Here is a 21,998-nt window from a genome sequence, read left to right as displayed (position 1 = left end):
AGGGGCACGAAATGCGTCCCTAGGCGACGCCGCCGCCGTTCGTCGAGCCAGTTCCGGTGCTGCCTGCGTTGAACAGCTGCAGGATCGTGTCGAAGAAGGCACCGAGGAGGGCGTTTTCCTGGCCGTTGATCATGTCTTTCCCCTTTTTCGTTACTGGTCTGCGCGGTGATTCGCGCCACATTTTTATATCCCGGTTGTCTACTGAAAAGTGGGGTCCAGCCATCAAAAGCGGGTTGTTACCAGTGAGTTATGTGAGGTTTCACAATTTCACTGGACGGATGTCCACGTCGGTGCTGACAAAGGTCAGTGCGATCATCGCCGCACGCAGTTTAAGCAGCTCAGAGGGCAAAGTCGGGTCCAATCCGGTGAGGTGTGCAATGCGCTTGATCCGGTTGTCGACGGTGTTCGTGTGCAGGCCCAACGCTGACGCGGTGCGCTGCCGGTGCTGGTCGTTCGACAAGTGCACGGACAGCGTCTGCAACAGTTCAGGGTTGCTGTCGAGCGGCCTGAGTAGGCCGATCAGGCTGTCGCGCGCCGGGCCGGTCCGGGTCAATTGATACTCGAGCGCGAGGTCCTCCATCCGGTATGACTGCGCCGGCAGCCCGAGCCTCCGGACGAGGTGGACCAACTCGCGGGTGGTCGCCTGGGCCGCTGGGAGATCCTCGAGTGCGGCATTCTCGCCGACTGCCGTGATCTGCACCCCGATCTTGGCCGTCGCCTGACGCACGACTTGGCACACCAACCCCCAGTGTGGTGTGCCCTCGATGAGGACCAGGCCGCGTTGCGGCGCCGGGGCTTCGAGCAACTTGGCTCCGAAGTGGGCAGCAACCTTGGCTTGTGCCGCGGCGAGATCACGGTATGCCTGCAGGCGCTGATGCGCGCCGTCCCTGGCCCCCGGCCGGGGTTTCGGTAGGTTCACGAGGAGCCGCAGGACGAGATAGCGGGGTGCGAGCTCGATACCCAACTGCAACGCAAGATCAGTGGGATCGTCTCCGTCCAACATGGCTTTGACGAGGGCGCCGGCGGAGCTCCCCTCGAGCTGGGCGCCGGCAGGGATCGCCGCCAGATAGCTGACCGAGATGAATGAATGAAGGCGCTGCGCGACTGTGAACAGGAGGTGGTTGAGCTCCTTGAGGTTGGCAGAGTCCTCGACGCCCGCTCTGCTGAGGATAAGGTTCCGAATGACGCTGATGGCCTCGTCTGTTACGGCAAGGATGGCACTGAGCGGGACACCCTGGCGGGCCTGCCGGACGGTCAGGGTGTGAATACTGTCCAGGTCGCGGTCGGTCGGCAGCTTCCTATGGTCCATGAGTTGGATCGCCAGTTGCAACCCCTGCGCGGTCACCGCAACCAAATCCTCCTGAACGGATTCCAGGTTGAGGGTTTTGAAGGTTGCGTTGGCGCGGGAGAAGTTCTTCACAAGTTCGGCCGCCAGCGGGACGAAGTCGCGGACCGCAGTGGAGGCGGGTTCGCCTCCGAGCATCAGCGGCCCCGAGGTATTCAACAGCGCAGTGGACATCGTAGACAAGCCTCCTCGAGACAAGAGTGTCGCGCGGCGCGATGGCCGGCGGCTCGACGCGTCAGGGAATGAGAAACCCGCCGCGGTGCCCGAATTGAGGACTTTAGCCGCTTGCGTCTGCCGTTCCCGATTACGTCAGGCGATGTGATGTCTACCACATGAACGGTCGTCCAATTGTCAAATGAGACAATTTGGATTTCTGGTCGGTCGGCATGACATGGTCACGCCGACCGACTGCACCGGAGGCTCCCGGCGTGGGCAAAATGACCGCTATTTAGCCGCTGTTCCGCAGCGCCGTAGCCAGGCCGTTCATCGTCAGCTGAATACCGCGCCGGACCTGGTCACTCTCGTCACCTGATCGATATCGCCTGATCAACTCGACCTGCAAGTGATTGAGCGGTTCGAGATACGGGAAACGGTTGTGGACGGAACGTTCCAGGCCTGAATTATCAGCAAACAAATCGTCGTAGCCGGTGATCTCCTTGTACATCCGAACGGTTCGCGCATGCTCGTCGGTGATCATGCCGAAGACTCGATCACGCAGTTCTACGTCGGGAACCAATTCCGCGTAGCGGGCCGCCAAGCCCATGTCGGATTTCGACATCACCATCGCCATGTTCGAGAGCACCGTCCGGAAGAACGGCCACTTCTCGTACAAACGCGTCAGCGTCGCCAAACGCTCCGGTTTGCCGTCGATCCATCGTTCGAATGCCGCGCCTGTGCCGTACCAGCCTGGCAGCATGACACGTGACTGACTCCAGGACAACACCCACGGAATCGCACGCAGATCGGAGATCGCCTTGGTCTGCTTACGCGAGGCGGGTCGGCTACCGATGTTGAGTGCCCCGATTTCTGCAACCGGCGTCGACGCCTCGAAGTACTGGACGAATCCCGGTGTGTCATGGACCAATTCGCTGTACGCGGTACGCGCCAGGGCAGCAAGCTCATCCAGAACGGTGTACGCCGCCTCGGCGTCGCTTCCGAGCCCTTCGACGTCGAGCAACGTCGACTCCAACGTCGCAGCGATGAGCGTCTCGAGGTTGCGATGAGCCAACCGCGGCTCGGCGTATTTCGCTGCGATCACCTCACCCTGCTCGGTGATCCTCAGCGAACCTTCGACAGCTCCGGGAGGTTGCGCAAGAATTGCCTCGTAGCTGGGTCCACCACCACGCCCGACGGTTCCGCCGCGACCGTGGAAGAGCCGCAACCGGATTCCACTCTTCCGTGCGGCGTCGACCAGATCGAGTTCTGCGCGGTACAGCGCCCAATTGGCAGCCAGGTAGCCACCGTCCTTGTTGGAATCGGAGTACCCGAGCATCACTTCCTGGCTGTTGCCCCGGGACGTCACGATGGCTCGGTAAATCGGAATGTCGAGCGTGGCAAGCAATGTTGCCGCGCCGCCCTGCAAGTCCTCGATCGTCTCGAACAGCGGAACAATGCCGATGGGGCATGACGGCTCACCACCAACACCCGGATCGAGAACTCCCACCTCCTTGAGCAGGACCGCGGCCTCGAGCATGTCGCTCACGGAGCTGCACATGCTGATGATGTAGTTGGGAACAGCACCGGCGCCCAGAACTCGAACTGCCTTGGCACCGGCGTGCATGATCGCCAGTTCCTTGGTCGTCAGTTCGGAGAACTCCGCATCCGGCGACGTCAACGGCCGACGGGTGGTCAGTTCCGCCGAGAGCAGGTCCACTTTTTCCGATTCCGACAACGACGCATAGTCCGGGTGAACACCCGACCAGGCCAACAACTCGGCAACGACGCTCTCATGAACTTCGGAGTTCTGCCGCATGTCCAGACCCGAGAGGTGAAACCCGAACACCTCCACGGCTTCTCGCAAACGTTCGAGGCGATCATCGGCTATCACCGCGTCACCGTTGCGGCGCAGTGACGTGTCGATGACAGCTAGATCGTGCTGAAGTTGCGCGGGTTCGCGGTATGCCTCCAGCCCGGAGTCGCCGCCGTGCGCGGGCATCTCCCCCAAGATGGAAAGTCCTGTGGCGGTGAGGCGTCCACGGATTCCTCGGATTGCGCGACGGTAGGGTTCGTCCGCCCGGAACACCGAATCGTCACCCGAGGTCGATGCCAGAAGATCCAATTCCGGTGTCACCGTGACCAACCGCGCCGACATCGACAGCTCGCGCTCTAGATGTTCGAGTTCGGCGAGGTGATGCTCGATTGCCGTGGCCGCCGCTCGGGTCGTCGCGCGATGCACGATCTCCCCCGTCACATAGGGGTTTCCGTCGCGGTCACCGCCGATCCAGGAACCCGGACGCAAGATCGGCTCACGCAGGAGGTCTGCGTCGGGCCACCGGCTTCGAAGCGCCTTGCGCACTTCGGCGTTGATTTTGGGAATGACTTCGAACAGGGCTGCGTCGTAGTAACGCAATCCGACTTCGATCTCGTCCTGGATTCGTAGACGCGAGAGCCGGATCAGCGCGGTCTGCCAAAGAGTAAGAATCTGCCGACGCAAGTCCAGGTCGACGTCCGCGGTTTCCCCGACGCTCAACGCCGTGCGTTCGCGGTAGCGCATCAATTCGGTGATGCGAGACTGTGTCTCGAAGACTGTCCGTCGACGCGTTTCCGTCGGATGAGCTGTGATGACCGGTGAGACAAGGGCGCCGCGCAGTGCATCTTCGACAGTCGCGGAGTTGATGTCCGCACCGTCGAGTTTGCGGTAGGTAGCGGCCAGTGTGCTGTCACGCGGTGGTTCGCCGGCATTGATGTGAATGGCGCGCCGACGCTCACGGTGGATGTCTTCGGCCAGGTTGGCGAGCAAGGCGAAGTGGCTGAACGCACGGATCACCGGGATAGCGTCGGCGGTGCTGACTCCAGCGAACAACGACACCAGTTCGGCGCGGTCAATTTCGGAACGGCGTACTCGGAACGATTCCACCCGGGCGCGTTCAACAAGATCGAATACGGTGTCGCCGGCCTGTTCGCGAACAATCTGCCCCAGGATCCCGCCGAGAAGCCGAATGTCCTCACGCAGTGGCTCGGTGGCCTCGCGTGGTGTTTCACGATGCTGATTCGAGACGAATTCGGTCATCGTTCAATTATCAACGGAAACGCAGAACCCCGCTCGATGGCGGGGTTCTGTGTGAAATACGTGATGGGAGGCGATCAGGCGAACTTGATCTCCAGGCCGATGCCGACGATCGAAATGACCCAGATCAGAGCGGTGAAAACAGTCAATCTGTCGAGGTTCTTCTCGACCACTGTCGATCCGGACAGGCTGGACTGGACACCGCCGCCGAACAGGCTCGACAGCCCGCCGCCCTTGGCCCGATGCAGCAGCACCAGCAGAATCAAGAGCAAGCTGGTGATGACCAGCAGGATATCCAAGAACAGTTCCATGTCTGTCTACGGCCACCAATCCAATAGGGACAACTACAACCGATAACACCATACAGGCGATCACAGCTAACCCGACCACATACCCGTGCGACAGGTTGTCTCGTTCGGTGGTACCGATCACAACGCCGAGTTTCCGGCCCGCTAGTTTCGAAGTGACGCGACGTTACCTTCGGAAGGCTTGTTCTGATGCACACCGACACCACTGGTCCCACAACACACGAGAGCACTCCGCGTCTCGCTTCCGTCCACAACTTCCGAGATGTCGCCGGAAACGGATACTCGACATCAAGCGGGACCACCATGCGGCGCGGTGTCTTCTACCGTGCCAACGTCCTCATCCCCACCGGGGCGGATCTGGCTGTTGTCGAATCGTTGGGCCTGACCGCCGTCTACGACGTTCGCTCCGAGGCCGAGGCTTCGGAAACCCCGGACACCATTCTCTCGGCAGCCAAGTACACACACATCCCGATCCTTCCGGGAACAATTCAGAACTCGGCTCTGGCAATCCGCACCGTCGACTCTGCGCAGGATTTCATGCGCGAACTCAATCGCAGTTTTGTGACCGACGACGCGACCCGCGCCGGGTTCTCCCAATTGCTTACCGCGCTCGCGACAACACCGGGACCCCAGTTGTTCCATTGCACCGCCGGAAAGGATCGCACGGGTTGGGCAGCAGCGTTGCTGCAGACTCTCGCAGGGGTTCCGCAGGAGACCATCGTCGACGATTATCTGCTCACCAACACCTACTCCGCGGCTTACGTCGACGCGGCTGCCGAGCGTATTGCTCAAACGGCTGCGATCGGTCGGGCCGACGTGGTTCGTGTCATGTTGACCGTCGAGGAGAGTTACCTCGGTGCAGCCTTCGAGCAGGTGGGCGCCAGCTACTCGTCAATTGAGAACTATCTGCACGACGGACTCGGCCTCACCGCCGACACCATCGACGCACTCGGCTCAAAACTGGTTGCCTGAGAATGCAAAAACAGTGGGCGCGTAACCATTTCGGTTACGCGCCCACTGTTCTTTTCAGATCACATGCTAGCTAGGCAGTGGCCCGCCCGCTGCAATCGCAGACAACGTGGCAAACTCGTCCGCCTTGAGTGACGCGCCGCCGACAAGAGCGCCGTCGACGTCGGCCTGGCCGACGATCTCTCCGACATTCTTGGAGCTGACGCTGCCGCCGTACAGGACTCGTACGCCTGCAGCCACGTCAGCGTCGGCGAGTTCGGCGACCGTGCCGCGAACCGCTGCGCACACTTCCTGAGCGTCCTCAGCAGAAGCGACTCGACCGGTGCCGATTGCCCAGACAGGCTCGTACGCGATGACGATCTTGGAGATCTCCTCCGCGCTCAAGCCGGCCAGAGAACCCTTGAGCTGCTCCACGTTGTAGGCGACGTGGTTGCCTGCTTCGCGAATCTCGAGGCCCTCACCGATGCACACAATCGGTGTGAGGTCGTTCTTCAAGGCAGCCTTGGTCTTGGCGAGGACAAGCTCGTTGGTCTCACCGTGCAGGGTGCGACGCTCCGAGTGTCCGACCACGACGTAGGTGCATCCGAGCTTGGCCAGCATGGAGCCGCTGATCTCGCCGGTGAATGCACCGCTGTCCTGAGCGGAGACGTCCTGCGCGCCGTACGTGAGCAGGAGCTTGTCGCCCTCGATCAGCGTCTGGACGCTACGGATGTCGGTGAACGGCGGGATAACCGTGACGTCCACTTTGTCGAAGTACTTCGCAGGCAAGGAGAACGCGATCTTCTGCACCAGGGCGATAGCCTCGAGGTGGTTCAGATTCATCTTCCAGTTGCCGGCGATCAACGGCTTACGTGCCATGTCGGATCAGCCTTCCAGTACTGCGATGCCGGGAAGCTCTTTACCCTCGAGGTATTCGAGGGAAGCGCCGCCGCCGGTGGAAATGTGCGAGAAGCCTTCGTCCGGGATTCCGAGCTGGCGGACAGCCGCAGCAGAGTCGCCGCCGCCGACGACGCTGAACGCGCCCTTGGCGGTTGCTTCGACGATTGCCTCCGCAACACCGCGGGTGCCGGCTTCGAACTTCGGGAACTCGAACACGCCCATCGGGCCGTTCCAGAACACCGTCTTGGCTCCGGTCAGGATCGCGGCAAAGCGCTTGACCGACTCCGGTCCGATGTCCAGACCCATCCAGCCGTCGGGAATCTTGTCGAACGGAACGATCTTCGACTCGGCATCAGCCGAGAAGGAGTCCGCGACAACAACATCCTGAGGGATGTGGATGACGTCCGCGTACCGGTCGAGGAGGCTCTTGCAGGTCTCGATCATGGACTCTTCGCAGAGCGAATTGCCAACGGACACACCCTGAGCCGCGAGGAACGTGTAGAACATTCCGCCGCCGATCACCAGTGTGTCGACCTTGGGTGCCAGTGCCTCGATGACGGCCAGCTTGTCCGAGACCTTGGAGCCACCGAGCACCACTGCGTACGGACGCGCCGCGTCCTGCGTGAGCTTGGCGAGCACCTCGACCTCGGCGCCGACGAGGTAACCCGCGTAGTGCGGGAGCAGCTTCGCGACGTCGAAGACCGACGCCTGCTTGCGGTGAACAACACCGAATCCGTCGGAGACGAATGCGCCGTCATCACCGACCAGCTCGACGAGAGCTTTGGCGAGCTTGACCCGCTCGGCTTCGTCCTTGCTGGTCTCGCGAGGGTCGAAACGGATGTTCTCGAGCATCAGGACGTCACCGTCGGTGAGTCCTTCGGAACGAGCCAGCGCGTCCTGTCCCACGACGTCACCGGCGAGTTGCACGTTGCGACCGAGGATTTCGGCCAACTTCGCGGCAACCGGTGCGAGGGAGAACTTGGGATCGGGCTGACCGTCGGGGCGCCCGAGGTGCGCGGTCACGATGACCTTCGCTCCACCCTCGGCAAGTGCCCGCAAGGTGGGAGCGGACGCGACGATGCGGCCCGGGTCCGTGATTTCTCCGCCATCCAACGGGACGTTGAGGTCGGAACGCACCAGTACGGTGCGCCCCTCGACCCCAGCGTCCAGCAGATCCTTCAGCGTCTGAACTGCCACTGTTATCGAAACTCCGCTCAGAGTGACTTGGCGACGAGGCCGATGAGGTCGGCGAGGCGGTTGGAGTAGCCCCACTCGTTGTCGTACCAGGAAACGATCTTGACCTGGTCGTCGATGACCTTCGTCAGACCCGAGTCGAAGATCGACGAGTGCGGGTCGGTGACGATGTCCGACGAGACGATCGGTGCGTCGGTGTACTTGAGGATGCCCTTGAGGGGGCCCTCGGCTGCAGCCTTCATCGCGGCGTTGATCTCGTCAGCGGTAGCCGACTTCTTCAGGTTCGCGGTGAGGTCGGTGACCGAACCCGTGGGGATCGGCACGCGCAGTGCGTAACCGTCGAGCTTGCCGAGCAGCTGCGGGAGAACCAGGCCGATTGCCTTGGCAGCGCCTGTGCCGGTCGGAACGATGTTGAGAGCGGCTGCGCGGGCGCGACGGAGGTCGCTGTGCGGCGCATCCTGAAGGTTCTGATCCTGCGTGTACGCGTGGATCGTGGTCATCAGACCCTTGACGATGCCGAACTCGTCATCGAGGACCTTGGCGATGGGGCCGAGGCAGTTGGTGGTGCACGAGGCGTTGGAGATGATGTTCTGGCTGCCGTCGTACTTGTCGTCGTTGACGCCCATGACGATGGTGATGTCTTCACCCTTGGCCGGAGCCGAGATGATGACCTTCTTCGCGCCGGCTTCGAGGTGTCCCTTGGCCTTTGCTGCGTCGGTGAAGATGCCGGTGGACTCGACGACGACGTCGACGCCCAGCTCGCCCCAGGGAAGCTCGTTCAACGGGCCGCGGTGTGCGAGGGCCTTGATGCGCTGATCGCCGACGACGATCGTGTCGTCACCGTCGAGCGACACGTCGTACGGCAAGCGGCCGAGGATGGAGTCGTACTTCAGCAGGTGAGCGAGCGTCGCGTTGTCAGTCAGGTCGTTGACTGCCACGATCTCGATATCGGTGGTTCCGAGCGCCTTCTGCGCATCCACCGCCCTGAAGAAGTTACGTCCGATACGGCCGAAACCGTTTACGCCAACCCGGACAGTCACAATTCGCTCCTTTGACCATGATTCTGGTGTGCAACTTGACCCACGCAGTTCCGAATCCGTGTGTGCACGACGCGGACGTGGGGTTCATCGGTCGATGTGACCCTTACCCTAATGTGCTTGGCTCCAGAGTGCGCAGCCCACCCTGAAGACCCCGCCGGCGAGGGACCATCATCCCTCTTCGAGTAGCTCCGAGTTGACTGCGGATTCAGTGTCCGGAATGCCGGTTTCCTTCGCCTTGCGATCGGCCATCGACAGCAGACGCCGGATACGCCCCGCGACAGCGTCCTTCGTCATCGGCGGGTCAGCGAGCTGTCCCAACTCCTCGAGCGACGCCTGGCGATGTTCGACGCGCAGGGCACCTGCGGCAGCCAAATGATCCGGAACATCCTCACCGAGGATTTCCAGGGCCCGCTCGACACGCGCGGCGGCCGCCACGGCAGCCCGAGCCGAGCGTCGCAGGTTGGCGTCGTCGAAGTTCGCGAGCCGGTTGGCCGTTGCCCGCACTTCGCGGCGCATCCGACGCTCTTCCCAGACGAGGCGAGTGTCCTGAGCGCCCATCCGGGTCAGGAGGTCACCGATCGCCTCACCGTCGCGGATCACGACGCGATCCGTTCCACGCACTTCGCGGGCCTTCGCCGAGATCCCCAGACGGCGAGCAGCACCGACCAGCGCGAGTGCCGCTTCGGGCCCGGGGCAGCTCACTTCGAGCGCCGAGGACCGGCCTGGTTCGGTCAGGGAACCGTGTGCGAGAAATGCTCCGCGCCAAGCTGCTTCGGCGTCACCGACGCTTCCGCCGACAACCTGAGCCGGCAGGCCGCGGACCGGCCGGCCACGCAGATCGAGCAGCCCGGTCTGGCGTGCGAGGGCTTCGCCTTCCTTGGCAACGCGCACGATGTAGCGGGCTGATTTTCGCAGCCCACCCGCGCTCAACACGTGAACGTCGGCGCTGTAGGTGAAGAGATCGAAGATCTCGCGGCGTAGCCGACGCGCGGTGGATCCCAGATCCACCTCGGCCTCGACGACAACCCGGCCACCGACGATGTGGAGTCCGCCGGCAAATCGGAGCAGTGCGGAGACCTCAGCCTTTCGGCAGCTGACCTGAGTCACCACTAACCGGCTCAGTTCGTCCTTGACCTCCGCTGTCATTGCCACGAAGTGTTCTCCCTCTGTTCTGCTGTTGGATGATCGGTGCCGGCCCCATTGGCCGGTTCGAGAGTGCCTGTCCGCCCGGTCAGTTGGGCGAGGGCCTCGGCGAGTTTCACCGGATCGTGGATATGCGCCGAACCCGCCGCGGTATCGGCGACGTCCGCATATCGGACTTCGGCGTGAAATTGTTGCGCTGCCCGCGCCAGATGTTCACGTTCCCGTCCCGGCGGAACCGACGCAGAATCGACGACGACGTAGTCAACCCGGAAATCGGGCACATGCTGGGAGAGTACGTGCAGGTGACGCTCTGCCGAGAATCCGGCCGTCTCCCCAGGTTCCGGAGCAAGATTGAGAACGAGCACCTTTCGGGCTTCGGTGGACGAGAGAGCATCGACCAATTCCGGGACGAGCACGTGTGGGATGACACTGGAAAACCACGAGCCAGGTCCGAGCACCACGAGGTCAGCTCGTCCGATGGCAGCCACCGCGTCGGGACTCGCGGGCGGATTTGCCGGCAACAGCCGCACGCGTCGCACCTTTCCCGGCGTGGTCGCCACTGCAACCTGACCGCGGATACACCGGCTGACGCGAGGGTCTTCTTCCAAACCCTGAACGTCGGCTTCGATGTCGAGCGCGATCGGCGACATGGGCAGCACCCGCCCGCGCACCCGCAACAGTCGCGCCATCTCGTCGAGCGCCTGAACCGGGTCGCCGAGCACCTCGGTGAGGCCGGCCAGAATCAGGTTGCCCACCGAATGCCCGGCCAACGCGCCGACACCACCGAAACGGTGCTGGATGGTGCGCGTCCAGTCCCTGACATCGGGTTCGTCGGCAGCCAACGCCGCCAGCGCCATCCGAAGGTCACCAGGCGGGATCACACCGAGTTCGGCGCGCAAGCGACCGGACGAGCCGCCGTCGTCTGCGACAGTGACCACGGCAGTCACGTCGAAGGTGAGTCGGCGAACAGCTTGCAGCGTCGCAAACAGTCCGTGACCACCACCGAGAGCGACGACCGCGGGTCCCCGAAGATCCTGCCCCGTCGAACCGCTCATTCGCGGCCCAGATCTCGGTGCACGATGCTGACCGCGATGTCGGCCTCACTGCCCAACTTGCGTGCAAGAGCCTCGGACATGGCCACACTTCGATGTTTCCCACCGGTGCAACCCACAGCAATTGTCATGTAGCGCTTTCCTTCTCGACGATATCCGGCGATCGTCAGGTCGAGCAGATGCAGATAGGTGTCGAGGTAGTCTTCGGCGCCGTCCTGAGACAGGACGTAATCGCGAACGCCGGCCTCCTGGCCGGTGTGATCGCGGAGTTCGGGAATCCAATGCGGATTGGGCAGGAAACGCACGTCGCACACGAGATCCGCGTCGATGGGCAAACCGTATTTGAACCCGAACGACTGCACGGTGACCTTCATGGTTCGGTTCGCCTCGACCCCGAAAGCCGTTTCGATCTTCTGCCGCAATTGATGTGCCTTGAGCGCAGACGTGTCGATCACCAAGTCGGCGGCAGCCTTGACCACGGCCAACTGCCGACGCTCCGCGGCGATACCTTCTGCGAGTGTGCCATCGACGCCCTCGTTCTGAAGCGGGTGGCTACGGCGAACCTGCTCGAACCGCCTGATCAGAACGTCGTCGGACGCCTCCAGATAGAGGACACGCGTGTGGATCGGCGCGGCTTCCAATTCCATGAGGACCGAGCCGAGATCACCGGTGAACAGTCGAGACCGCACGTCGATCACCACGGCAAGTCGGTCAACCGGTGGATCAGACGTCAGGCTCAATCCGACCATTCGCGAGATCAATTCGGGCGGTAGGTTGTCCGCTACATACCAGCCGAGGTCTTCGAGAACCTTGGCTGCAGTACTCAGTCCGGCGCCGGACAATCCCGTGACCAAGAGAAAGTCCATGGTTCGGCTGTCGTTTGCGCTGTCTGTGGTCACTCGGCACTCTGCCCCGTCGTCGATATGGATGGTTCGCTCGACACGGAGTCCGGTAACTGCCGAACCAGCTGATCCGACATTTCGAACTCCACGTCCTGTTTATCATCCCCTACCCCGCCCGGGAGCGCTTCCGCTCGGTTGACGGTCTGCGCAGGTTCGCCGCCCAACGCGTCGAGTACGGCCCGCGCCGTAGCGGCACCGATGCCGGGGACCTCCATGATTTCCTCGACGGTCGCGGTCTTGAGTTTTGCCACGGAACCAAAATGGGACACGAGCGCGGTTCGCCGGGTCTCCCCCAGTCCCTTGACCGAATCGAGCACCGACGCCGTCATTCGCCGCGAACGCTTGCTGCGGTGGAACGTGATGGCAAAGCGGTGCGCTTCGTCGCGGATTCGTTGCAGCAAGTACAGCGATTCACTGGTCCGAGGCAGGATCACCGGATCCTCCTCGTTAGGCACCCACACTTCTTCGAGTCGTTTCGCGAGTCCGACGACGGCTACGTCGGTGACACCGAGCTCGTCGAGCACGGCGGCGGCGGCATTGACCTGCGGCGCACCACCGTCAACCACAAACAGATTGGGCGGATAGGCAAAGCGTCGTGGTCGACCGGTCTGAGGATCGATCGCCGCTTCCGGCGCCAGGTCGCCGCCGTCCGCGTCCATACCTGCGGCCGAATTGGCCAGGATTCCGAGGTCACGGTTGTGTCGGAGGAACCGTCGACGCGTGATCTCGGCGATGCTCGCGACGTCGTCCGAGTGCCCGTCGCCTGCGGCTTCCTTGATCGCGTAATGGCGGTAATCGGATTTGCGGGGCAAGCCGTCTTCGAACACCACGAGCGAGGCAACGACGTCGGTGCCCTGAACGTGACTGATGTCGACACACTCGATCCGCAGCGGCGCCGAGTCCAAATCGAGGGCTTCCTGGATACCTTGAAGCGCGGCCGATCGTGACGTGAAATCTCCCGCTCGCTTGAGTTTGTGTTGCGCCAGAGCTTCTTTCGCGTTGCGCTGCACGGTTTCGGCGAGATCCTTCTTGTCGCCGCGCTGCGGAACTCGCAGCTGAACCTGAGAACCGCGAAGGGTGCTGAGCCACACCTGGATCTCGGCGGCGTTGGGAGGGAGTACCGGAACCAGCACCTCGCGAGGAACGGCGCTCGAACCCGATTCCGGGTCGCTCCCCGGTTCGAGGGATGCCTGCTCGCCGTAGAACTGGGTCAGGAACTGCTCGACCAGAATGGGGAGGTCGGAGTCTGCGTCGAGAGCTGCCCAGTCGATGGCGTCACCGGCCTTCTCCACTACCCAGCCGCGTTGACCCCGCACCCGACCGCCGCGCACGTGGAATACCTGGACCGCGGCCTCGAGGTCATCGGTCGCAAACGCGACGAGGTCGGCATCGGTGCCGTCGCCGAGCACTACGGCTTGTTTTTCGAGCGCCTTGCGGAGGGCTCCGATATCGTCGCGTAGTCGCGCCGCGGTCTCGAAATCGAGGTCATCGGACGCCTGCTGCATTTTCTTCTCGAGGTCACGCACCAACTTGTCTGTGCGCCCGGCGAGGAAGTCGCAGAAGTCCTCGACGATCTGCCGGTGTTCCTCGGGGCTGACACGGCCCACACACGGCGCAGAACACTTGTCGATGTACCCGAGCAGACACGGTCTGCCGATCTGGTTGTGGCGCTTGAACACTCCGGCCGAACACGTACGGGCCGGGAACACCCGAAGTAATAGGTCGAGTGTTTCTCGGATGGCCCACGCGTGCGAGTACGGACCGAAGTACCTGACACCCTTGCGCCGTGGACCGCGGTAGACGAACAGCCGCGGAAACTCTTCGTTCAGCGTGACCGCAAGAACGGGATACGTCTTGTCGTCGCGATAGCGAACATTGAACCGCGGATCGAATTCCTTGATCCAGTTGTATTCGAGTTGTAGCGCTTCGACTTCGGTGCTGACGACCGTCCACTCGACACTGCCGGCCGTGGTCACCATCTGCCTGGTGCGGGGATGAAGCGTCGTGACGTCCGCGAAGTACGAGTTCAGACGCGAACGAAGGCTCTTGGCCTTGCCGACGTAGATGACCCGACCATGCGGATCACGAAATTTGTAGACGCCAGGCGCCACCGGGATTGTTCCGGTGGCGGGGCGATAAGTCGAAGGATCCGGCACAGTTCCACGTTAGTCGTCGCCACCGACCGATTCGGAAACACGCAGGTGGTGTCCGACGAATCGGCCTGGCGAACGTCAGTTGCTTTCGTGTGCTGCCGGGGCGTAGCGGTCAGCGATTTCGCGCAGCTTCACGACGGCGTCCACCGCGTATTCGCGGTCGTTGGACTGGATCGCCATGACCGGCATGTACTCGTCGTCCGGCAGTTCGATCCTGGCCCACGCGGCACCGTCAGGGAACGACAGGCCTTCGAACAGATCCCACTCGACGATCTTCTCGCCGAGAATGTTGCGAACCGCGATACCCCGTTGACCCGCTCGCACCCGAGGTCGGGTGAGCAGCAGAACACCACCGGCGAGAACACAGCCGATGGTGGCCATGGCAAGCTGATCGGCCGCGCGGAAGTACACGCCTGTCGATCCGCTTCGCAGCGAGACTGCCAGAGTGACGTGGACGATGACCAGGAGAGCCGCAACCCCGATCGCGTATCGCGTCGACTTGCGCGGTTTCGCGATCAGTTCCCAGTTGTCGTCAGGTGTGCTCATCGAAACGAATCCTCAGTCCATGGCTGTCGTAGGTGGCGCAAGGTGACCGCCGTGTCCAATGCTGCGGCACAGGCCTGCGCACCCTTGTCCTCGACACTACCGGGCAAACCGGAACGATCCAGGGCCTGCTGTTCGGTATCGGTGGTCAGGACTCCGTTGCCGACCGGTGTGCTCTCGTCGAGGGAGACCCGCGTCAGACCAGCTGTCACCGCGTCACAGACGTACTCGAAATGCGGTGTACCACCGCGAATGACCACACCGAGCGCAACAACGGCATCGTGCGTCTTGGCCAACGCCTGTGCAACGACGGGCAGTTCGATGGCGCCGGCGACGCGGATCAACGTCACATCTTTGATCTGCGCCTCTGCGGCCACCCGCTGAGCACCCGCGATCAGCGCTTCGGAGATCGTCGCATGCCACTGCCCCGCAACGATCGCCAGTTTCAAGTCCTTCGCTTCGGCGATAGCCAGCTGGGGCTGTCCCTCACCGCTCATACCGCACCGTCCTGCTTGACGGCTTCCTGAGCAGCTTCGTACTCGTCGAGGCCGATCAAATCGTGGCCCATCCGGTCGCGTTTGGTGCGCAGGTACGTGAGGTTCTCGGCGTTGGCGCGCAGCGGCATCGGAACCCGGTCGGTGATCTGCAGTCCGTAACCGTCCAGGCCGACACGCTTGGCCGGGTTGTTGGTCAGCAGACGCATCGACGAGATACCCAGATCTACGAGGATCTGCGCGCCGATGCCGTAGTCACGGGCGTCAGCGGGGAGCCCGAGTTCGAGATTGGCGTCGACAGTGTCTGAGCCGGCGTCCTGCAACTGGTACGCCTGCAGCTTGTGCATAAGGCCGATTCCGCGACCCTCGTGTCCGCGCATGTACAGAACGACGCCGCGGCCTTCCTGCGCCACCATGTCCAGCGCGGCATCGAGCTGCGGACCACAATCGCAGCGCAGTGAGCCGAACACGTCACCGGTCAGGCACTCTGAGTGGACGCGCACGAGAACATCGCTGCCGTCACCGTCGGGGCCGGCGATGTCGCCGCGCACCAGCGCAACGTGTTCGACCTCGTCGTAGATGCTGGTGTAGCCGACTGCGGTGAACTCACCGTGACGCGTCGGGATACGGGCTTCGGCAATGCGGACGACGTGCTTTTCATGCTTACGACGCCACGCGATGAGATCGGCAATCGAGATCAACGCCAGGTTGTGCTCGTCGGCGAACACGCGCAGCTCGTCCGTCTGAGCCATTGCGCCTTCGTCCTTCTGACTGACGATTTCGCAGATGACACCGGCGGGACGAAGATCAGCCATGCGAGCCAAATCGACTGCGGCTTCGGTATGTCCGGGACGACGGAGAACTCCGCCTTCCTTCGCGCGCAGCGGTACGACGTGGCCGGGACGGGTGAAATCGTTGGCCCCGGAGTTGGGATCAGCCAACAGGCGCATGGTCGCAGCGCGATCCGACGCCGAGATGCCGGTGCCGATTCCCTCACGGGCGTCGACGGTCACCGTGTATGCAGTGCCGTGCTTGTCCTGATTGGTCGCATACATCGGGGGCAGGCCCAGACGGTCGCAGTCGTTTCCGTCGAGCGGAACACAGAGATAACCGGACGTGTACCGAACCATGAACGCCACCAGTTCAGGAGTGGCTTTCTCTGCGGCGAAGATCAGGTCGCCCTCGTTCTCACGATCCTCGTCGTCCACAACGACAACAGCTTTACCTGCAGCGATATCTGCTACTGCGCGCTCGATACTGTCGAACCTGGTCACGTGCTCGCACTCCAAAGTCTTGACTACTAGTCATCATCGAAAACAACGAGTACATCCGATGTGGATGCACCGACAACCCTACTGGCCAAGCCTACTGACCAACCCTGTTACCAACCCTACGACCGTCCGTCAAGACCCGATCGAGGCGGTCCTACCTACCGGCCGCGTGCAACCGTTCGACGTATTTCGCGATCACGTCGACCTCGAGATTGACCGGTGTGCCGATCGTCGCGGTTCCGAGTGTCGTCAACTCCAACGTCGTCGGGATCAGCGAGATCTCGAAGTACTCGAACCCACGCTCACCTCCCAGCGCCGACACCGTCAGGGACACACCGTCGACGGTGATCGACCCCTTTTCCACGACGTACCGCGAGATGGACTCGGGCAGCGAAATTCGCACGATCTCCCAGTTCTCGGACGGCGAACGGGAGATGACGTGGCCGGTACCGTCGACGTGGCCCTGCACGAGATGTCCGCCGAGACGGCTGTTGAGTGCTGCTGCGCGCTCGAGATTGACGCGGCTGCCGACTGCCAGGCTCGCGAGGCTCGAACGGTTCAGCGTCTCCTGCATGACGTCTGCAGTGAAGGAACCGTCGTCGAGTACGTCGACAACCGTGAGGCAGACGCCGTTCACCGCGATCGAATCGCCGTGACCGGCGTCGGAGGTGACCAACGGTCCGCGCACCGTGAAGCGTGCGGCGTCGACCAGTTCTTCCTTGGCGACAACTTCGCCGAGTTCTTCAACAATTCCAGTGAACACGCTTGCCTACTCCTCGTTCCCCGGAGCGGAATTCTCCGGAACCAGACTCAACAAAATATCGGGGCCGATCGTTACCGCGGACTCCAAGTGGAACCGGCGGGCGTCGGCGATGGTGTGTACTCCCGCGTCGACCAGCGCCGACGCTCCCCCGCCGAGCAGGATCGGAGCGATGTACGCCTCGATGACGTCGACATACCCTGCGGCCAGGAATGCACCCGCCAGGCGTGGTCCGCCTTCGAGCAGCACGTCCGTATATTCGGTGAGCGCCTCGACAACCTCGTCGATACTCTCCGTATTCAAGATCAGCGTCGGAGCCGCGTCGTCGAGAATCCTTGCAGTCGAAGGTATTTCACGCTTCCCGACTACCACGCGCACCGGCTGATGGGCCGCGAGGTCCCCCGTCGGCTGACGCGCGGTCAACCAGGGATCGTCTGCAAAGACCGTGCCGGTACCCACCACGATTGCGTCGACCTGCGCCCGCTGGGCATGTACGCGTGCTCGAGCAGCCGGACCCGTGATCCATTGACTCGTGCCGTCTTCGGCAGCGCTGCGGCCGTCGAGGCTCGCCGCGTACTTCCACGTGATGTGCGGACGGCCGGTGCGCTGCTTGTGCAGCCAGGCGCGCAGCGGACCCGCTTCGACCTCGGCTGCTCGTAGTCCGGACGTGACCGAGATTCCGGCGCGCATCAGCGTCGCCGCACCACCGGACGCTTCAGGATTGGGGTCGCCGACGGCATAAACCACGGCCGCCACACCGGCGTCGATCAACGCCTGTGAACACGGCCCGGTCCGCCCCTGATGGTTGCAAGGTTCGAGCGTGACCACCGCCGTGCCGCCGCGCGCTGCCCGGCCGGCTTCGGTAAGAGCCACGATCTCCGCATGCGGACCACCTGGGGGCTGAGTCATGCCCACGCCCGCAATGGTTCCGTCGGCGCCCAGAATGACGGCGCCCACGGGCGGGTTGGGGCTGGTGAACCCGCGTGCGGAATCAGCAGCAGTCAACGCGATCTGCATTGCGGCGTCGAGATCAGAACTCGACACCGGAACAGCCTTTGCCATGTCGGTGTTCTCAGACCGACAGCGTCAGGTGCGGCGACGCGGATGCGGCCTGCGCACGAAGCTTGCGCACAGCTTCTCCGGGGTCACTCGCGCCGTACACGGCGCTACCGGCGACAAAGCAATCGATGCCCGCTTCTGCGGCCTGTTCGATCGTGTCCGCGTTGATGCCGCCGTCGATCTCGACAAGCAGTTTCAGCTCGCCCGAGTCGACGAGCTTACGAATCGTGCGGGCCTTCTCGAGGACCTGCGGCATGAAGGACTGCCCACCGAAGCCTGGCTCGACGCTCATGATCAGCAACGTGTCGAAATCTTTGAGGATTTCGAGGTAAGGCTCGATGTCGGTTCCGGGCTTGATGCTCAGACCTGCTTTGGAACCGGCAGCGCGAATGTCGCGGGCAACCGAACGCGGATCATCGGTGGCTTCGGCGTGGAACGTGACGTTGTATGCACCGGCCTCGGCATACGGCGGCGCCCAGCGCTCGGGGTTGTCGATCATCAGATGGCAGTCGAGCGGAATATCCGTTGCCTTGAGCAGGCTTTCGACCACCGGAAGACCCAGTGTCAGATTCGGAACGAAATGCGCGTCCATCACGTCGACGTGAAGCCAATCAGAACCGGCAACGGCGGCCGCTTCGTCGGCGAGGCGTGCAAAATCGGCGGACAGAATGGACGGTGCAATCATCGGGGAAGCCACGTGCCCGAGTTTAGCCGTGGCGTCTGCGCCCCTGTGCACGCCCGTCGGTGCGGTCGAAAATCTGTCAGTGCTTGACTGCGGCGCGAAGCTTGCGCACCTTCGACGGAGCCTTGATCCGCCATGCGTCCTCGAGCATTTCCGCCAACTGATCCTCCTCGATCAGTTCGAGGTGCACCAGGATCGAACCGTGCCCGTGGTAGTGATCCGTCGTGAAGAACGGCGCTTCCCCACTGGCGAGCAGCGCCTCTTTCTCGTCCAGACCACACATCACGACCAATGCGCCCTCGGCTTCGGTTCGCAAGCGCGCAAATGTCTTGCCTGCCACCTTGAGTGCTGGGGTGTTGTACGACGTCGATTCCTCCACTGACGGAAGCGCCGAAGCGAGTACGACAACCTGTTCCCACGTAACCATGGAGGGAACCATACGACTCCGGGGGCCGGAAGTCACCTCCCCACCCCTGTGCGCCGTTTTGGTCGGTCCCGCTACCGAAACGGCGCACAGCTACCTACGCCAGTGGTTTACGCAATGCCGCCATGAACATTGCATCCGTGCCATGGCGGTGCGGCCACAATTGAACCGAATTGCCGTCGCCGACGTCCGGCACACCGGGCACCAGCTCCTTGGTGTCGAGTTCGACGACGCCATGACGGCGGACCGCATCGGCAACAACGGCCAGCGTTTCCGACAAGTGCGGCGAGCACGTGGAGTACAGCACCACACCACCGGGACGCACCAATTCGATTGCCGCGGCGAGCAATTCACGCTGCAACTTCACCAGCGGGGCGACATCCGACGGTTGGCGACGCCACCGCGCTTCCGGACGCCGACGCAACGCGCCCAGTCCGGTGCACGGCGCGTCGACGAGGATGCGGTCGTAGCCGGGTTCGAGGCCGGACTCGCGGCCGTCCGCCACGTGTACGTCGACGGGTAGCTCACGGGTGGTCTTGCGGATCAGTTCCGCGCGGTGGGCGACGGGTTCGACGGCGTCGAGGCGCCCACCGTCGATTCCTGCCAGTGCTCCGAGAAGCGCTGCTTTGCCGCCGGGACCAGCGCAGAGATCGAGCCAGCGGCCACCGTCGTCACCGTCGAGCGGTGCGAGAGTCAGGGCGCGGGCAACCAGCTGGCTGCCTTCGTCCTGCACGCCGGCCAAGCCCTGACGCACCGCATCGAGCTGGCCAGGATCGCCGCCGTCCAGATGCACGGCGTACGGCGAGTACGGGCCGATCTCGCCGCCGGTGACCAGCGCCAGCTCTTCGGCCGAGATTTCGCCGGGCCGCGCAACGAGGTGCACGGCGGGGCGGGCGTCGTCGGCAATCAGGACGTCTTCGAGTTCACCGGCCGCAGCGCCGAGCGAATCGGCGAAGACCTGTGCGATCCACACCGGGTGCGCGTGCTCGAACGCGAGGTGCCCGATCGGGTCCTTCGGCGCCAGCAGTTCCACCCACTCGTCCTGAGTGCGTTCGGACACCCGGCGCAGTACCGCGTTGACGAATCCTGCTCGCCCCTGGCCGGATTCAGCGCGCGCGAGGTCGACAGACGTTGCGACGGCAGCGTGCGGCGCAACGCGCGTGCGCAGCAGTTGGTAAGAACCCAACCGCAGCACGTCGAGAAGGTTGCCGTCGATTTCCTCGATCGGACGACCCGACGCGTGCACGATCACAGCGTCGAGCAACCCCTGCGCGCGGGCAGCGCCGTACGCCAGTTCTGTTGCCAAGGCAGCATCACGGGAGTCGAGTTTGCGATCGCGTAGCAATCCGGGCAGAACCAAGTTTGCGTAAGCGTCGCGCTCACGGACCGCGCGCAGCACGTCGAGGGCTGCGAGACGCGGCTGATCGAGTCCAGCCGTCGGATCTGGCCGCTTGGCCTGCTTCGGCTTGTTGTTTCGCGACCCGTTCCGCTTGTCGCCGGGGCCTTGGGCCTGGCGGGCTGGTCGTCGTGATTCGGTCATGCTGCTCGTACCTCCGCGTCGAGTCGGGCACCGCGTGCCCAGTCCCCTGCCGACATCAATTTCTTGCCCGGGGGCTGTATCTGCCCAAGTCGCACCGCCGTCGTAGCGGTACCGATGTACAGACCGTCCTTGCGTACTGCGATCTCGCCGACTGCCAGTACGTCGTCAGTCACGGTGACCGGTCCGAGCTTGACCCGCAGGTCACCGATCATCGTCCACGCGCCCGGCGCAGGCGTGACCGCCCGAATGTGGCGGTCAACTGCCGCAGCGGGACGATCCCAGCGCACCCGGGCCGCGTCGACGGTCACCTTCGGCGCGTACGAGACGCCGTCGTCGGATTGAGGAACCGCCGTGATTGCACCGGCTTCGATTCCGTCGAGCACTGATTCGAGCAGGCCGGCGCCACCTTCGGCCAGTCGCCCTAGGAGATCGCCGGCAGTGTCCGTGTCGCGGATGCGTTCGGTCATCACGCCGTACACCGGTCCGGTGTCCATGCCCGCTTCGAGGCGGAAGGCGCTGGCACCGGTGACCTCGTCACCGGCGCTGATCGCTGCCTGCACCGGCGCAGCACCACGCCACGCGGGAAGCAGCGAGAAGTGCAGATTCACCCAACCGAACTTCGGGATGTCGAGTACGTTCTGCGGCAACAGATTTCCGTAAGCGACAACAGGCGCACAGTCCGGCTCGTAGCTTTTCAGCTCGGCCGCAAATTCGGGATCTGACGCCTTGGCGGGAGTCAACACCGGAATGCCGTGTTCGTCCGCGAGCATGCCGATGGGTGACCGGGTGACTTTCCGTCCGCGACCGGCGACGGCGTCAGGACGCGTCACCACGGCAACGACCTCGTGATTGGCCGACTCGATGAGTCGACGCAAGGACGGGACGGCAGGTTCCGGCGTTCCGGCGAATACAACGCGCATGTCAGCCCTCCCTATTCTCAGGGCTGCAGAGACTGTGATCAGCTCGCTGGCCGCTCGAACGTGGTGGACTGCAAGTCACGAAAGCGCTCCCGGA

At 63.1% G+C, this 21,998-nt stretch carries 20 protein-coding genes; 1 reads left to right on the top strand and 19 read right to left on the bottom strand.

Annotated elements, in window-relative coordinates:
• Window positions 1–259 precede the first annotated feature (259 nt).
• From FEZ60_RS03015 to secG, 3 genes are all read right to left on the bottom strand, one after another.
• A complete protein-coding gene (locus FEZ60_RS03015) occupies window positions 260–1,519 on the bottom strand; it encodes a helix-turn-helix domain-containing protein (RefSeq protein ID WP_033232125.1) in 1,260 nt (419 codons plus the stop codon).
• Window positions 1,520–1,793: 274 nt separating this feature from the next.
• Window positions 1,794–4,574 carry a phosphoenolpyruvate carboxylase gene (ppc, locus tag FEZ60_RS03010; RefSeq protein ID WP_116103196.1) on the bottom strand — a complete coding sequence of 927 codons (2,781 nt, stop codon included), beginning with the start codon at window positions 4,572–4,574 and terminating at the stop codon, window positions 1,794–1,796.
• A gap of 74 nt (window positions 4,575–4,648) precedes the next feature.
• The gene (secG, locus tag FEZ60_RS03005) at window positions 4,649–4,882 is read right to left on the bottom strand and encodes a preprotein translocase subunit SecG (RefSeq protein WP_033232127.1); all 234 of its coding nucleotides are present in this window, start codon (window positions 4,880–4,882) and stop codon (window positions 4,649–4,651) included.
• 186 nt (window positions 4,883–5,068) lie between these two features.
• Here secG and FEZ60_RS03000 point away from each other — a divergent pair, with 186 nt between their 5' ends.
• The gene (locus tag FEZ60_RS03000) at window positions 5,069–5,851 is read left to right on the top strand and encodes a tyrosine-protein phosphatase (protein WP_033232128.1); all 783 of its coding nucleotides are present in this window, start codon (window positions 5,069–5,071) and stop codon (window positions 5,849–5,851) included.
• 66 nt (window positions 5,852–5,917) lie between these two features.
• Here the strand turns inward: FEZ60_RS03000 and tpiA are convergent, their stop codons facing one another.
• The 16 genes from tpiA to fmt form a co-directional block, all read right to left on the bottom strand.
• Window positions 5,918–6,706 carry a triose-phosphate isomerase gene (tpiA, locus tag FEZ60_RS02995; protein ID WP_033232129.1) on the bottom strand — a complete coding sequence of 263 codons (789 nt, stop codon included), beginning with the start codon at window positions 6,704–6,706 and terminating at the stop codon, window positions 5,918–5,920.
• A gap of 6 nt (window positions 6,707–6,712) precedes the next feature.
• The gene (locus FEZ60_RS02990) at window positions 6,713–7,924 is read right to left on the bottom strand and encodes a phosphoglycerate kinase (RefSeq protein WP_033232130.1); all 1,212 of its coding nucleotides are present in this window, start codon (window positions 7,922–7,924) and stop codon (window positions 6,713–6,715) included.
• A 17-nt stretch (window positions 7,925–7,941) separates the two neighbouring features.
• Window positions 7,942–8,961, bottom strand: coding sequence for a type I glyceraldehyde-3-phosphate dehydrogenase (gene gap, locus FEZ60_RS02985; RefSeq protein WP_033232131.1), 1,020 nt, complete (start codon window positions 8,959–8,961; stop codon window positions 7,942–7,944).
• A 168-nt stretch (window positions 8,962–9,129) separates the two neighbouring features.
• The gene (gene whiA / locus FEZ60_RS02980) at window positions 9,130–10,107 is read right to left on the bottom strand and encodes a DNA-binding protein WhiA (protein ID WP_172935629.1); all 978 of its coding nucleotides are present in this window, start codon (window positions 10,105–10,107) and stop codon (window positions 9,130–9,132) included.
• Window positions 10,104–11,159 carry a uridine diphosphate-N-acetylglucosamine-binding protein YvcK gene (gene yvcK, locus FEZ60_RS02975; protein WP_095886256.1) on the bottom strand — a complete coding sequence of 352 codons (1,056 nt, stop codon included), beginning with the start codon at window positions 11,157–11,159 and terminating at the stop codon, window positions 10,104–10,106. The genes whiA and yvcK overlap by 4 nt, the downstream gene beginning before the upstream one ends.
• Window positions 11,156–12,055: an RNase adapter RapZ gene (gene rapZ, locus FEZ60_RS02970; RefSeq protein WP_172935485.1), complete on the bottom strand. Its 900-nt coding sequence runs from the start codon at window positions 12,053–12,055 to the stop codon at window positions 11,156–11,158. The genes yvcK and rapZ overlap by 4 nt, the downstream gene beginning before the upstream one ends.
• On the bottom strand, window positions 12,052–14,214 hold the full coding sequence (gene uvrC, locus FEZ60_RS02965) for an excinuclease ABC subunit UvrC (protein WP_116103195.1): 2,163 nt from the start codon (window positions 14,212–14,214) through the stop codon (window positions 12,052–12,054). The genes rapZ and uvrC overlap by 4 nt, the downstream gene beginning before the upstream one ends.
• 75 nt (window positions 14,215–14,289) lie before the next feature.
• On the bottom strand, window positions 14,290–14,757 hold the full coding sequence (locus FEZ60_RS02960; RefSeq protein WP_033232135.1) for a PH domain-containing protein: 468 nt from the start codon (window positions 14,755–14,757) through the stop codon (window positions 14,290–14,292).
• Window positions 14,754–15,251, bottom strand: a complete 498-nt coding sequence (gene ribH / locus FEZ60_RS02955) for a 6,7-dimethyl-8-ribityllumazine synthase (RefSeq protein WP_033232136.1) — start codon at window positions 15,249–15,251, stop codon at window positions 14,754–14,756. Before ribH ends, FEZ60_RS02960 begins: the two co-directional genes overlap by 4 nt.
• Window positions 15,248–16,522: a bifunctional 3,4-dihydroxy-2-butanone-4-phosphate synthase/GTP cyclohydrolase II gene (locus FEZ60_RS02950; RefSeq protein WP_033232137.1), complete on the bottom strand. Its 1,275-nt coding sequence runs from the start codon at window positions 16,520–16,522 to the stop codon at window positions 15,248–15,250. Before FEZ60_RS02950 ends, ribH begins: the two co-directional genes overlap by 4 nt.
• A gap of 151 nt (window positions 16,523–16,673) precedes the next feature.
• A complete protein-coding gene (locus FEZ60_RS02945; RefSeq protein WP_033232138.1) occupies window positions 16,674–17,282 on the bottom strand; it encodes a riboflavin synthase in 609 nt (202 codons plus the stop codon).
• A 6-nt stretch (window positions 17,283–17,288) separates the two neighbouring features.
• On the bottom strand, window positions 17,289–18,341 hold the full coding sequence (gene ribD, locus FEZ60_RS02940) for a bifunctional diaminohydroxyphosphoribosylaminopyrimidine deaminase/5-amino-6-(5-phosphoribosylamino)uracil reductase RibD (protein WP_033232139.1): 1,053 nt from the start codon (window positions 18,339–18,341) through the stop codon (window positions 17,289–17,291).
• Window positions 18,342–18,351: 10 nt separating this feature from the next.
• Window positions 18,352–19,035, bottom strand: a complete 684-nt coding sequence (gene rpe / locus FEZ60_RS02935; RefSeq protein ID WP_033232252.1) for a ribulose-phosphate 3-epimerase — start codon at window positions 19,033–19,035, stop codon at window positions 18,352–18,354.
• A 64-nt stretch (window positions 19,036–19,099) separates the two neighbouring features.
• Complete coding sequence (locus tag FEZ60_RS02930) at window positions 19,100–19,447, bottom strand: MmcQ/YjbR family DNA-binding protein (protein WP_033232253.1); 348 nt, start codon at window positions 19,445–19,447, stop codon at window positions 19,100–19,102.
• Window positions 19,448–19,541: 94 nt separating this feature from the next.
• On the bottom strand, window positions 19,542–20,984 hold the full coding sequence (locus tag FEZ60_RS02925) for a transcription antitermination factor NusB (protein WP_033232140.1): 1,443 nt from the start codon (window positions 20,982–20,984) through the stop codon (window positions 19,542–19,544).
• Window positions 20,981–21,904, bottom strand: a complete 924-nt coding sequence (fmt, locus tag FEZ60_RS02920) for a methionyl-tRNA formyltransferase (protein WP_095886253.1) — start codon at window positions 21,902–21,904, stop codon at window positions 20,981–20,983. The genes FEZ60_RS02925 and fmt overlap by 4 nt, the downstream gene beginning before the upstream one ends.
• Window positions 21,905–21,998: the final 94 nt, after the last annotated feature.

Origin of the sequence: Rhodococcus sp. MS16 (genome assembly GCF_013277795.1) — a bacterium.
GTDB classification, from domain to species: domain Bacteria; phylum Actinomycetota; class Actinomycetes; order Mycobacteriales; family Mycobacteriaceae; genus Rhodococcus_F; species Rhodococcus_F globerula.
Note: the sequence above shows the minus strand (reverse complement) of the source record. Positions and strands in the feature narration are given on the sequence as shown.